Annotated in this window: 6 protein-coding genes; all 6 read left to right on the top strand. The window is 58.5% G+C overall.

The features are described from left to right. Position 1: 1 nt before the first annotated feature. The 6 genes from BMW84_RS11215 (at position 2) to BMW84_RS11190 (ending at position 14,273) form a co-directional block, all read left to right on the top strand. Entirely contained in the window at positions 2-886 is an 885-nt protein-coding gene (locus BMW84_RS11215) for a carbohydrate ABC transporter permease (RefSeq protein ID WP_091067788.1), read from the top strand. Between the two features lie 38 nt (positions 887-924). After that, positions 925-2,469, top strand: a complete 1,545-nt coding sequence (locus BMW84_RS11210; RefSeq protein ID WP_091067786.1) for an ABC transporter substrate-binding protein — start codon at positions 925-927, stop codon at positions 2,467-2,469. Positions 2,470-2,575: 106 nt separating this feature from the next. Continuing rightward, positions 2,576-6,349: an Ig-like domain-containing protein gene (locus tag BMW84_RS11205; RefSeq protein ID WP_091068304.1), complete on the top strand. Its 3,774-nt coding sequence runs from the start codon at positions 2,576-2,578 to the stop codon at positions 6,347-6,349. Positions 6,350-6,920: 571 nt separating this feature from the next. Beyond that, positions 6,921-7,595, top strand: a complete 675-nt coding sequence (locus BMW84_RS11200) for a hypothetical protein (protein WP_091067783.1) — start codon at positions 6,921-6,923, stop codon at positions 7,593-7,595. Beyond that, positions 7,588-11,847 (top strand): glycoside hydrolase family 2 protein, encoded by a 4,260-nt coding sequence (locus tag BMW84_RS11195; RefSeq protein ID WP_091067781.1) that lies wholly within the window; start codon positions 7,588-7,590, stop codon positions 11,845-11,847. The genes BMW84_RS11200 and BMW84_RS11195 overlap by 8 nt, the downstream gene beginning before the upstream one ends. A gap of 32 nt (positions 11,848-11,879) precedes the next feature. Beyond that, on the top strand, positions 11,880-14,273 hold the full coding sequence (locus BMW84_RS11190; protein WP_175498741.1) for a GH36-type glycosyl hydrolase domain-containing protein: 2,394 nt from the start codon (positions 11,880-11,882) through the stop codon (positions 14,271-14,273). Positions 14,274-14,330: the final 57 nt, after the last annotated feature.

Below are 14,330 nucleotides of genomic sequence, written 5' to 3'. Positions count from 1 at the left end.
AGTGACCAAAAAATTCGAGTTCTCCAAATTGTTCATCAATCTGCTGTTTACGGTGCTTTCGCTGATCGTCATCCTGCCGTTCCTGCTCGTCATTGCAGTGTCACTGACGGATGAAAAATCGCTGAACCTGAACGGGTATCAATTTATCCCGAAATCGTTCAGCCTGGATGCCTACCGGTATCTCCTGGACGCGCCGGATATTTTGCTCCGGGCTTACGGAGTGACCCTTCTGATTACCGTAACCGGCTCGCTGGTCGGACTGCTGCTGACCGCCATGACGGCCTACGTCATTTCGCGGCAGGATTACCGCTATAACCGGGTGACGACGTTTTACGTATTTTTCACGATGCTGTTCAGCGGGGGACTTGTTCCCTCCTACATTCTCATTACGCAATACCTGCATTTGAAAGACAGCCTGCTGGCGCTGATTCTGCCGATCCTGCTGTCGCCGTTCAACATCATGGTCATGAAAGGCTTCATGTCCAAAATTCCGCTGGAGATCATTGAATCGGCCAAAATCGACGGGGCACGGGAATTCCGTATTTTCTTCCGGATCATCCTGCCGTTATCCACGCCTGCGCTGGCTACGCTCGGTCTGCTGATTTCCTTTACGTACTGGAACGAATGGTTCAATGCGATGCTGTACATCGACGATCCGAACAAGGTACCGCTGCAGCTGCTGCTGGTGCGGACGCTGAACAGCATTGAGTTTCTGACCACGAACTCGGAGTTTACGCAGCAGCTGGGCATCGACCTCTCGAGTTTCCCGAACAATTCGGCGCGGATGGCGATTGCCGTGCTGGCGGGCGGACCGATGCTGGTAATTTTTCCATTCTTTCAACGGTTTTTCGTTAAAGGGCTTACGGTTGGCTCCCTAAAGGGTTAACATACAATTACATGTACAATGTACAGGAGGTCACGCGAATGAAAAAGAGGTTGTTTGGGGTTCTGGCATCCGTATTTCTCGCATCATCCATGCTGGCAGGCTGCGGCGGCAACAATGACAACGGCAATAGCGCAAACGGCGGGAAAAACACAGGTGCCGAAGCAACGCAGGCTGCCGCTACGGATTCGTCCAATTCAGGCGAACTGAAGCCGGTGGAATTAACCTGGTATTACCCGCTGTCCCAGCTTCAGGCGGATCAGGAGAAGGTGCAGGAGGAAGTCAACAAGATCGTCAAAGAGAAGATCAATGCCACGGTTAAGCTGATGCCGGTCGCAGTCGGCGATTATGTGCAAAAAATGAACACGGTGCTGGCGGCGGGCGAGAAGTTCGACATTCTCTGGACCGGATACATGCTGAAGCCGGAGGAACTGGTGCGCAAAGGCGCCATTCAGCCGATGGACGAATTGCTGGACAAATACGCGCCGGAGCTGAAGGCCGATGTGCCGCAGGTCATGTGGGACGCTCTGTCCGTAGACGGAAAAATTTACGGGATTCCGAACCAGCAGATCAACGGCTCCCGTTACGGTTTTATCATCCAAAAACGGTTTGCCGACAAGTACAATCTGGATACGGCCTCGATCAAGAAGATCGCGGATATCGAGCCTTTCCTCGCTCAAATCAAGCAAAACGAACCGGATATCATCCCGTTTGGCGTATTCGGCACTTCGTTCATCAATCCGCAGTCGCATGACGACCAATATTGGGTCGTTCCGGGCCTGGATGACCACTTCTATATCAAAACGAACGATCCGACATATACGCTGTACCGTTATCCCGAAGAAGAGCTGGATAATTTCCGCCTCGCGAGCAAGTGGTACAAAGCCGGTTATATTTTCAAAGATGCAGCTACCGAGAAGATGAACGATTATCTGAGCAAAGGCCAGATCGCGGTTGATTTCAACGTCACGCTGAAGCCTGGCGTCGAAGCGGAAGTCAAAGCGAAAAACGGCGGCAATGACGTCATCACCGTACCGCTCAGCGACTGGTTCTCCAACGGCTACTCGGCAACGACCAACCAGTCGATCAGCCGTACGGCGCCGAACCCGGAACGGGCCATGATGCTGCTGAATCTGGTGAATACCGACAAGGAGCTGTACAATCTGCTCTGCAACGGCATCGAAGGCGTTCACTACGAAAAGACCACCGGAGACTATATCAAAGCTCTGCCGGATTCCCGTTACGTGCCGAATATGGACTGGGTTTTTGGCAGCGTATTCAATTCCTACCTGAAGGAAGGACAGCCGGAGAACGTCTGGGAAGAGACCAAAAAAATCAATTCCGATTCCGAGGTTAACCCTGTCGGCGCCTTCAAGTTCAATTCCGAGCCGGTAAATACCGAAATCGCCAACCTGAACGCGGTATGGGGCGAATACAAACGCGGCCTTGTTACCGGCACCCTGGATTTCGACGAAACCTGGCCTACCCTCTACGGCAAGCTGAAGGAAGCGGGCGAAGAGAAATACGTGGCCGAAGTAACCAAACAATTTGAACAGTTCCTTAAGGATAAAGGGTTGAAGAAATAAGTTTTTAAGGGAGACAAGGGGAACCTGCTGCTCACGTAACGGCTTCGTCAAGGCTTAGGCTTGGCGGAGCCGTCCACATTCCCAACCGAAAGGAAGAGGAGCTTTGGTGAAAAAAAGCTTGCTTGCAGCGCTTATGGCGGGTCTGTTGCTCATGACCCCGCCCAGTCCGACGTTTGCGTCTTCGGGATCTGCGGAAAAAGGGCCTCACGTAAAGGTGTTTTACATCGCAACAAATGGAAGCGATTCCAATAAGGGGACCCTAAAGGCTCCGTTTCGGACGCTCGAAAAAGCGCGGGACGCCATCCGCGCGCTGAAAACGCGGGAAGGGCTGCCGGAGGGCGGCGTTACCGTGTATCTGCGCGAAGGCCGGTATGAACGGACGGCCAGCTTCGAGCTGGGCCCGCAGGATTCGGGCCAGGCCGGCAAGCCGGTCACCTACACGGCTTATCCCGGCGAGTCCGTAACGTTGTCGGGGTCGGAGCAGCTGGCGAAGTCGGCGTTTGCGCCGGTTACGGACGCAGCGATCCTTAGCCGGATCATCAGCCCGGAGGCGAGAACCAAAGTACTCGTAGCCGATCTGGCCGCGCTCGGCATTACCGATTACGGCCAGCTCAGCCGCCATGGCTATTATCTGGCCAATGACCTGAGCCAGGTTCCGCCGATGGAGCTGTACGTGAACGGACAGGGGATGACGCTGGCCCGCTGGCCGAACGAAGGCACCGTCCAGATGGATGAAATTATCGATCCCGGCCCGACGCGGAAGGACCCGAACGGGGAAGTGCATACGCGCGGCGGCACCTTCAGCTATTCGTACGACCGGCCGCAATATTGGACGCAGGCGGATGATATTTGGCTGGACGGCGTGTTCGGCTATAGCTGGGAGTGGTCCTACAACAAGATCGCGTCCATCGATACGGCCGCCAAAACGATCACGCTCCGGTACGGGGAAATGAGCGGGCTGTTCAAAAACTGGTATCCCGATTTCCATTTTGCGCAAAACCTGCTGGAAGAAATCGATATGCCCGGCGAATATTATATCGACCGCCAGGCCGGCAAGCTGTATTTTCTGCCGAATGCCGAGTTTGCGTCAGCCGACCCGGATATCGAAGTGACGATGCTGAAGACGCCGATGATCAACGCGCTTAACGCCTCCTACATCGATTTTTCGGAGCTGGTGCTGGAGAACGGCCGCGATTCGGCCGCCGTATTTATGGGAGGCAGCCATATGCGCATCCTGAACAGCGAGATCCGCAACTTCACCAACAGCGGCGTGCTGGTCAATACGCAGAGCCGGTTCTATTACAATAATTTCGCCGGCGCTCCGGGCACGGACCACGCGATCCTGAACACCCATATCCATCATATCGGCGGTACCGGCGTCACGCTGGCGGGCGGCGACAAAACGACCCTGGAGCCGGCGAACAACATTGTAGAGAACTCGCATATCGAGGATTTCGCGTACTATCACAAAGTCTATAATCCCGGCGTGCTGCTGTCGGGCGTCGGCAACCGCATGTCGCACAATGAGCTGCATGATGCGCCGCATCCCGGCGTGCTGATCTTCGGCAACGACCATGTTGTGGAATACAACGAAATCTACGATGTCTGCACGACCTTCTCGGATCTTGGGGCCATCTATATGAATGCGGGCGAACAGCCCCAGGAGCGGGGCACGGTCATCAGGCGCAATTATTTCCATAACATCGGCGAGAACAAAGCGGGCGTGGAGGGCGTGTACCCCGATAATTTCACGATGGGGCTGACGATCGACGAGAATATCTTTTACAAAATGGGCAACTCGGCCATCAAAAACAACGGCGGCGCGCATATCCAGGCCCGCAACAACATTTTTGTCGACAGCAAGGTGCCTTATGACTACGCGGATCTGTATCTCGGCGACGAGCCGGACGATCAGGTGCCGCTGAATTACATGCCGAAATGGCAGGCATTGTTCGCGGCGAACAACAACTTCGTCGGAACGCCTTATTTGACCAAATACCCCGAGCTGGCGGATTTCTTCACCGAGAACCGGTATTATCCGGACACCAATTCGTTCCAGGGGAATGTGGTTTACAATCCGCAGATTGCTCGAAGCGTAACGACCAATGTATACGGTGCCTACGACAAATTCGGGCTGCTGCAATATGCGAATAACTGGGTGACGACGACGGATCCCGGCTTCACCAATCTTGCGGGAGGCGATCTGTCGCTGCGGCCGGATGCGGCGGTATTTAGTGCCATACCGGGCTTCCCCAACATTCCGTTTGCCGCCATCGGCATTACCGGAAAGGCGGGCACGACTGCAGCGCCGGACCATTATCCTGTGCAGGGCGTTGTGGCCTATGACAGCGACATTACGGTCGACCGCTGGAAAACGGTGAAATTGCGGACGGCGGTGCTTCCCTGGAATGCGGATAACCCCGCGTTGACTTACGTCTCAGCGGATCCGGGCATTGCCACGGTCGATGGGGCGGGCCTCATTACGGGCCAAGCGGTCGGAAGCACGGCAATTACCGTAGCCTCAGCGGAGAACCCTCTGCTTACGGCTACAGTTACAGTCACCGTAGAACCTGGCGACGGCGTGATGGACTATACGGATTTCGAGTCGGGCGCGAACGGTTGGCCCCAGGATGTGAACCGCAGCATCGTAAAAGTGGACGGCAACCGCTGGTATAAGGTACTGAACGGAGCATCGGCGCTCAGCCCCAAGGAATTCTCCGATTACGAGCTGAGCTTCCGGCTGAAGACGCCGGAGACGATGGGGAACAATGTAACGCTGTATGTGTTCGACCGCCAGGCCGGCAGCGGTTCCAGCCGGATCGGCTATAAGACGCGGGCCGACGGCAGCTCCGCGTGGCTGCTGTACAATTCGGCATGGACCGTGCTGAAAGAGGTCAAACTGCCCGGCCATGACCTGCTCCCGAATACGGAATACACGGTCAAAATGCTCGTAAAGGGCGGCGACGTCAGCGTTTATCTTGATGGCGCGTTCCGGTTAAAGGGCAATGATCCCGGGCATAACGCTTCCGGCAAGGTCGGCTTCTACGTCAGCAATGTCAGCCATATGCTGTTCGATAACATTCAGTTCAAGGCTTTGACGACGGATTTGGCCGGGATAATACCTGCGGAGAATCAGGTGCGCCTCGCCGCCGGCGAACAAAAGCAGCTGCAGCTCGGCTTCGATCCGTCGGATACGCCGCAAACATCGGTGACCTGGCAGTCAGCCAACCCGGCGGTGGCCACGGTAGACCCGGCGGGCGTGGTCAGCGCGGTGTATGAAGGAACAACGGTCATTACAGCGACATCGGCGGTAAATCCGCTGATTAAAGCCGAGATTACCGTCACGGTATCGAATATCATGCATCAGACGGACTTCGAGAACGGCGGCAACGGCTGGCCGGTGGACCCCAACCGCAGCATCGTGGCCGATCCGGACGGAAACCGCCGGTATAAGCTGCTGAACGGCGCCACGGCGCTGCTGGACCGCAGCTTTACGTCCTACCAGCTCGACTTCAAGCTGAAGACGCCGGCCGTGATGCCGACCGATGGCACGCTGTATATCTTCGATCGACAGGACAGCGCAGGCTCCACCCGGATCGGCTACCGCGCGCGGCCGGACGGCACTTCATCCTGGATCCTGTATAACACGGCTTGGCAAAAGCTTGCCGAAAACGTCCTGCCGGGATATGACCTGCAGCCGGATACGGAATATGCGGTGAAGGTGACGGCGAAGAACGGCGATCTCTCCGTAGCCGTAAACGGTTCGCCGAGACTGTCCGGCAGCGATCCGGGCCACCGGCCGTCCGGCAAAGTCGGCTTCTATACCAGCGGGTTCTCCTACCTGCTGTTCGACGACATTGTCTTTACGGTGATGCCTTAAGGGCGGATTGGCGCTTTCCATGCGGGGAGCGCCTTTTTTAACAATATCGGATATATAAATTTCCGGGGCTCCGCAAAGTACCTGAGTAACATCGATGCCAAAGCCCCGCTTTGCGGGGTTATTTTGCGTTCAGGGGGCAAGATTGAAGCACAACGGCCGGTTTAAAGCCGGGGCTTGAGACTGCAGCGGATCTGAGAGGAGTTATTTTGGCAAATTTGCCGAATAAGCCGCAGTTTGCGCGGACAACAGCGCCGTTATTTGCTCCAAAATGGGTTATTTCCCAGCCTTACGGACCCAGGAGCCGTTATTTCGGGTATTTGGTGTGTTTTAGGGTGAGCGGGGAGGCAATAGAGGCGTTCAGGTCCGTTAGATACGAAAAGGGGCCTTTTTCAGTGAAATAGCGGCGCTCAGGTCCGTAAGCCGTGCAGAGCAAAATTTATCCGCGAGTTCATGTAATGGCGCATGTCGTTATCATGCTAAACATGGTCGCCATCGTCAAGGCGGGGATCCGGTGTATGCGGTACCATGAAAGGGAATCAAACCATTAGGTCAAACCATCAGGAGGTGCGCCATGAAGCGCTGTTTATATAGGGCGGAGATGCTTGAAGAGCAAGAAGCCGTTTTTTTTCGGAGTGAGGCGCTTTCCGCTTCGCTGGCTGAAGCGATGAAGCGGCTCAGCGTGGATTATTTAAGCTTGTTTAACTGCGGCGGGCAGCTTTTTCTGTATTACGAATGTTTGGAATCGGAGATTACGCCGGAAAACCTGCTCCCGCAGGCCGCTTCCCGGCTTGCGGTCTGGCCGGGAGGCGAGCGGGGACGCCGCTGGGCGCCGCTGACCGATATTTTTCACTACCAGCAGCCGGTGTCCGCGGAGCATTGGGAGCGGCATGCGGCCACCACACCGTACGGCCGGATTGCCAGGCTGAAGCCGGAAGCGGCGGCCAGCTATATTTATTACCACTACCAGTACCAGGAGGAGCGCCCGGGGGACGGCGATAAATACGGAATCATCGGGCAACACGAAAATATGCTGTTCTTTTATGCGGAGCGGCCGGACACCCGTGAGCCTGCGCCGTATGCCGGCAAGCTGCAGACCTCGCTGCGTCCGGACAACTGGGCCGAGGTGATGGAGCCGCATTTTATCAAATGGGCGGGAGCGCCTGCCGGACAGGAGCTGTGGCGTCCGCTGGAGCTGGTGCTTGAGCAGCGCGCCTGCGCCGGAAAGCTGGGGACAAGAAATGCGTGATCAATTTTGCCTTAACGGAGAATGGGATTTCATGCCTCTGTACGACCAGCCGCAATGCCGCAAGCTGCCGGAAAAAATCGTGTATGAGGCGCGCAAAGTACAGGTGCCTTCCAGCTGGAGACGGACCTATCCGCAGCCGGATGGCAAAACCTTCGGCAAAATTCCCGAGTATGAGTATGCGCCGTTCGATCTTTACGGTTACCCGCAGCAGTGGGATGACGCCGAAGCGGGCATCCTTCACCGGAGCTTCAGGCTACCGGAGCGCATGGCCGGCCGGCGGATCGTGCTACGGCTGGACGGAATCATGCAGAAGGCGGTCATCTATCTGGACCGCCAGGAGATCGGCGTATGGGAAGACGGGTATTTGCCGCTGAGGCTCGATATTACTTCGCGGGTCGAACAGGGGCGAACACATCACCTGCATGTCGTCTGCAGCAGTTTTGATACGGTGACGCTCCCGAATGGGCAGTCGAAGATTACCGGACTCATGGGCTCCTGGTATGGACGGATCAGCCGCGGAATCTGGCAGGACGTGTATCTGGAAAGCTATCCTGCGCTATCGCTGGAGGATGTTAACATCCGCACGTCCGTCAGGGAAGGGCGAATAGAAGTGAAGGCGTTAGCCTGCGCGGCGGGAACCGATGCTGCCCACGGACCACTTACAGTAAGGCTGGGCGTTTGGGAGAAGGGCGTGCTTCGGCAGCCGGAAGGGGAAAAGGAAGGGATGGCGGCCGAGGTTCCGCGGAGCCCGGCAATGCCGGAAAGCGGCAAAGCCGAGGAATCCCGGGAAGCGCTGGCTTCGGCGGCTGATCATGAAGGTGCAGGAACAGGGGCGGAACGTTTAGCGACGCCACTGGCGTCGGCAGAACCGCAATACTGCGGAATTACCGCGGGTTCCAAGCGGGTTCTGTCCGCCGAATGTACGCCTGAGCCTGTTGATGCCGCAGCTGCTGACAAACCTAGACGATGCGAGAACATGGTGCAGGGTACGGCGTACAGCGCTTCGTTTGAAATCGGCTGGAGCGATGCCAGGCTGTGGAACCCGGATGCGCCGTATCTGTACACGGCGGTGCTGGAGCTGCTCCAAGATGGGGAAGTCATCGACCGGCTTGTGCAGGATTTCGGCTTCCGCGAATTCTGGTGCGAAGGCCCGCAGTTCATGCTGAACGGCATCCCGGTGAACCTGCGCGGCGACTCCTGGCATTTCCAGGGTGGCCTCCAAATGACGGATGCCTATATCCGCAACTGGTACCGTATCTGCCGCAGCATCGGCATCAATAGCATCCGGCTGCATGCCGAGCCTTATCCGGCCGCGTATCTGCGCATCGCCGACGAAGAGGGCATGCTGATTGTCGATGAGACGGCCATCTACGGCTCGGGCAAATCGATGCTGGCCGACCATCCCGACTATGTGGAGAACTGCCGCAAGCATGTGCGGCGGCTGGTGCAGCGCGACAAAAACCATCCGTCCGTCGTGCTCTGGAGCCTGCAGAACGAAATGCGCTGGGTGGACGGGCGGGACGGCTTCAAGCAGCATATGCCCGGCCTGATGGCCGAGATCCGCGAACTGGATCAAAGCCGTCCAATCATTGCCGAAGGCGACAACCGGCTGCTGGGCAAAGAGCATACCGAGGTGGAGAGCCGCCATTACAACATTGACGGCACAATCAGCCAATGGGACCGCAGCGTTCCGCTGACCTTCGGGGAGCATGGCGGCTGGTGGTATATCTGCCCGCAGAACAGCAGCATGTACAGCGGGCTTGAGGTTTACCGGGGCACCGATGAAAGCGCGGCGGGACTGGCGCAAAAGGAGCGGTTGTTTGCGGAATACGCCAGACGGCAGGGAGTATCGGGTCTCTCCACCTTCAATTTCGCCCATTATTTCATGCGGGCGATGCCGGAGCAGGAGATCATCCTCTCGCCCGCCGAACCGGGTACGCCGGGAACGAAGCCGGCAAAGGTACCGGCCTATTCGCTGACCATCCATAACGGACTGCTGCCGGAAGCGTATCCGCTGTACCGGCCCAATCCGGCTTTTGCCATCATGGCCGAGGCATTAAAGCCGGTGACCCTCATCGCCGCGGAATACAACAGCTGCTTCTATGACCATAAACGGATGAACCGTACCTTCGACGTGTATAACGATACGTTATCCTCTCAGGAGGTCCGGGCGGAATTCGTTATCCGTCAGGGGACAAAGATTGTCCATGAACAAAGCTTCAGCTTCCGCCAAGCCCCGGCGGAGCACGTGGTTCTTGCACTGGACTGGATGCCCGCTCCCGCAACCGAAGGGGAACAGGCCGTGCTGACGGCGCTGCTGTTCCACGGCGGACGGCAGATGCACAAGCTGCGCAAGGAATACCGGATTCTGTCCGCTAGCCTTCTGGACCGACCGGTACCTGTACAGCGGCAGGCAGCCTATTATGGACCGGACCGCGACTATGAATCCATCCGCCGGCTGGTTCCGGGTTGTTCCAGAGTCGAGCGGAACGAATTGCCCGGGCTGGCCGAAGGTCTTCTGCTGATTGTCGGCAGCCGGGTGGAGGATGCGGAAGGCATCCTGGAGGAACTGTTGAACGCCTTCGTTGCCCGGGGCGGCCGCGTGCTGCTTCTGGAGCAAAATCAGCTTTCGCTCGCCCGGCTGCCGCTCTCGCGGAGGCCGTTCCTCCGCGCGCATGCCGGCAGCTACAAGCATCCGGCGCTGCAAGGGCTGGGCGACGGCGACCTGATGTTTTGGCATGAAGGACTCAACGAAGAAGGTCCGCTGCCGATCATCCATGCCGCCTTCGAGAAGCCGGTGACCGGAGATTTCACCCTGCTGCTGGAATGCGGGGCCGGCGATTTCGGAGACGGCGGGGATCTGTGGTCGCCGCTGCTGGAATACCGCAGCGGCGCGGGAGGGTTCCTGGCCAGCCAGCTGGAGCTGATGGCCAACCTGGAGCAGGTTCCGCAAGCCTGCCTGCTGCTGCGGAACCTGCTGGCCTGCGCCGGCGCGGCGGATGCCGCCGGCGCCCCGGCCCGGCCGGCGGCCGCGCTGCTGCGCCGCGGCGGGGAAGCCGCAGCTTTCTTCGAGAAGCTGCGGCTGCGGTACACGGCGCTGGATGCCCCAGCGCCGGCAGACCCGGGCGCGCCTGGCGCAGCGGCGCGCCCGGGCATGCAGGACTTCGGCCTGGTCGTGGCCGAAGCCTGCATGCTGGAGGCGCCGGGAGCCGCCGAGGCGCTCCGGCGCCATGCCGAAGCCGGCGGGCAGGTGCTGCTCCTGCCGGCGGAGGGCCGTCAGCAGGCGGCGCTGGCGCGCCTGCTGGACCGCCCCGTGCGCGTGCTGCCGCACGAGGCGTATCATTTGGCGGCGGATGATGTGGATGCCGCCGTCCGCGGATTCAGCCCTGTCGACCTGTTCGGCTTCGACAAGGTGTTCCTGTCCCCGCGGGAGGTCAAGAACCATGTGCTGGCTTCGCACCGCCTGGAGATTCCGGGCGCGGCCGGGCTTTGCACGAGCGTGGAAGGCACCGCCTGGAAGGACTATTTCGTCCATGGCTACACGGCGGAATACAGCCGCCTCGCGCTGGTGGAGCTGAACCGCAAACATGCGCGTTCGCCCGGAATCTTCCTGACCGAAATGAAGATCGGCGCCGGCTCCGTCCTCTGCTCGCAGCTGCTGACGGATGCCGGAAGCGACAAGGCGGTACGCCTGTATACCCGCCTGCTGGCGAATCTGGGGGCATCGTTTGCCGATGCCCTGCTGGATACCGTCAAAGGGGACGGCGAATGGGCCGTGGAAACAATGATGGCGCTGCCTTGTCCGCCGCATGTCGATTACGGCGAGATGAAGGCTTATTATATCGATCCGGAATTCTCTTTGAATAATTTGGGCGAAGGCCTGTACGGCTGGATGCAGAAGAAAGAGCGCCGGTCCGGCGACGGCGCCCTGCGCATCGCGAATGCGGGCAGCGCCCCTTGGTTTCTCAGCTGTTTTGTCCAGGTGCCGGAAGAAGCGGGTGCAGCCGCACGTCTGCGCAAAGGGCGTATGCGGATCCATACGGATGCGGCTTACGAGATTTATTTGAACGGCGCCCCGGTGCCCGAACCGGAGCGGGAGCTTGCGCTGCAGGCCGGGCTTAACCGGCTGATCGCCATCGTCCGGGGGACGGGCGGCGACGTGAGCTTCGGCCTGATGTTTTTGCACCCCGACGGCAGTTATATGAAGGATTTGGAATACCGGCTGACGTTGGACGAGGTCGAGCCGAAATGAAACCGATACCTACGCAAAGGAGCTGGAGTCCAGTGAAAGCAGGGCCGATCCGCGATGATGATCCGAAGAATTACTACACCTTCCGGGACGAGGAGAAGGAGGTGGAATTTGGGCGGCATGATATGCCGACGCCATGGATGAACTATCTGTCGAACGGCACCTTCCACACGATGCTGTCGCATGCCGGGGGCGGGGTCGCTTTTTACAAGTCGCCTCAGATCTGGCGCATTACGCGTTACCGTTTCTTCCACCTGCCCATGGACCGTTCCGGTCCCTACATTTATATTCAGAATGCCCAAAACGGCAGCTACTGGTGCCCGACCGCCGAACCCGCTTCCGATAAACCGGAGGCGTGGAAAAGCGCGCACGGAATGGGATACACCCGCTTTGAAGCGGAGCGCGGCGGGATTGCCGCGCGGACCGTCTATTTTGTCGGGCCTTACGAAAATTCCCTGATCTGGAATCTGGCTTTGACCAATCACGGCAGCGAACCGCAGGAGCTCAAGGTCTACGCCTACGCCGAATTCGGCATGATGGAGTTCATGCGCGAGCTGCAGTGGCAGTGCTACAACAAACATCAGGTTTCAGTGCAATACCATGAAGCGGAGGCACTGGTATACCGGTACGGCGTCGAAAACCAGCCGAGACCGGACGAGACGCCGCTTGTCTATTTGGCTGCGGATACGCCGCTTGCCGGCTACGACGGCGACCGCGAGGAGTTTATCGGCAGCTACCGCAGTGAATCCAATCCGGCGGCGATCGAAAGCGGCGGCTGCACTGGATCGACGCTGATGGGCGGCGACCCGTGCGGCGCGCTTCAGTTCCAGGTGACGCTGCAGCCGGGCGAAAGCCGCACGATCAACATCTTTTTGGGAACCGGGGCGGATGAACAGGATGTTGCGCGCGCCATCGCCCACTCCCGGGAGTCCGGATTCGTGGAGTCCTCTTTCCGGGCCTTGAAGGAGAATTGGGCCGCTTACCTGGGCGCGTGGGAGAGCCGCTTGCCGGACAAGGATGCCGAGCGGATGGTCAACATCTGGAATCCGTACCAGGCGCACCGCAACTTCCTGTTCTCGCGCAATATCTCCTTCTATGCCACGGGGACCTTCCGCGGCGTTGGCTACAGGGATACCGCGCAGGATATCCTGGCCGTCGTGCCTTTTGATCCGGAGCTTGCTTACGACAAACTGCGGCTGCTGCTGGGTCAGCAGTACAGGGACGGACACGTAAATCATTATTTCTTTCCGAACGAAGGCTGGGAACCGGTCACAAGCATCCATTCCGACGATCACTTGTGGACGGCGCTGGCGGCATGGGATCTGCTGGCGGAGACGGGAGATGCCGCATTCCTGAACGATGAGGTGCCGTATTATGACGGCGGCGGAGGAACGGTGTATGAGCATTTGAAGGCGGCGATCGGGTTTACCGCATCGCAGCTTGGTTCGCGCGGTTTCCCGCTGATGCTGCGCTCGGATTGGAACGACCAGCTGTTCCGCGTATGCCGCGAGGGGAAGGGCGAAAGCATCTGGACGGCGATGCAGCTGGGGACGGTACTGCGGCGGATGACGGATCTCGCCGCTGCCGCCGGACATCCGGAGGATATCGCGCAATATGAAGACATGTACGAAAGCCAGCGCCGACTGGTCAACGGCATCGGCTGGGACGGCCGCTGGTTCCGGCGGGCCATTATGGACGACGGACGGTTCCTCGGCAGCGATGAACACGACGAAGCGAAAATCTGGCTGAATGCCCAGACCTGGGCGACGTTGTCCGGAATGGCCGACCCGGATAAAGGCAAGCAGGCGATGGACAGCGTGCGCGAGATGCTGGACACGGAGCTTGGGATCAAGAAGATCCATCCTTCCATCTCCACCTTCCCCGATCCGGCCGACCCTTTGACCAATTACAACAAAGGGACCGGGGAGAACGGGGCGGTCTTCTGCCACGCCAACACCTGGGCGATCATTGCGGAATGCATGCTGGGCCGGGGCGATTTGGCCTATAAATATTACCGCCAGCTGCTGCCGAACGTGGCGATGGACAAAGCGGGGTTATGGCGGTATAAAGCCGAGCCTTACGTGTATGCCTCCAACCTGTTCGGACCGGAGTCCGATAAGTTCGGCCTTGCCAACGTCTCGTGGCTGACCGGAACGGCCGCCTGGATGTATGTTGCCGTGACCCAATACATTCTGGGCGTGAAGCCGGTGCCGGAAGGGCTGGCCATCGATCCTTGCATTCCCGCGGAGTGGGAAGGGTTTTCGGTGAAACGCCGCTTCAGAGGCTGCGTCTATGACATTGCCGTGACGAATACAGGCAAGGTCAGCAAAGGCGTGAAATCCATCCGTGTCGACGGTGAGCTGGTGGATGGCAACATCCTGCCTGCTTACCCGGGGCGCTCGTCCGTCAAAGTGGAAGTGATCCTGTAGTCCGACAGTAAAATACGTAAAACTTAAATCGCCCTTGGATCCATGGAGGCTTACCGC

The organism is Paenibacillus sp. NFR01, assembly GCF_900111565.1.
Taxonomy (GTDB): Bacteria; Bacillota; Bacilli; order Paenibacillales; family Paenibacillaceae; genus Paenibacillus_AQ.
This window is presented reverse-complemented; position numbering and strand designations above follow the sequence as displayed.

Bases quoted from the DNA above. Each gene is read 5' to 3' on its own strand.
- BMW84_RS11210 (WP_091067786.1), top strand. From the start codon at position 925: ATGAAAAAGAGGTTGTTTGGGGTTCTGGCATCCGTATTTCTCGCATCA.
- BMW84_RS11195 (WP_091067781.1), top strand. From the start codon at position 7,588: ATGCGTGATCAATTTTGCCTTAACGGAGAATGGGATTTCATGCCTCTG.
- BMW84_RS11200 (WP_091067783.1), top strand. From the start codon at position 6,921: ATGAAGCGCTGTTTATATAGGGCGGAGATGCTTGAAGAGCAAGAAGCC.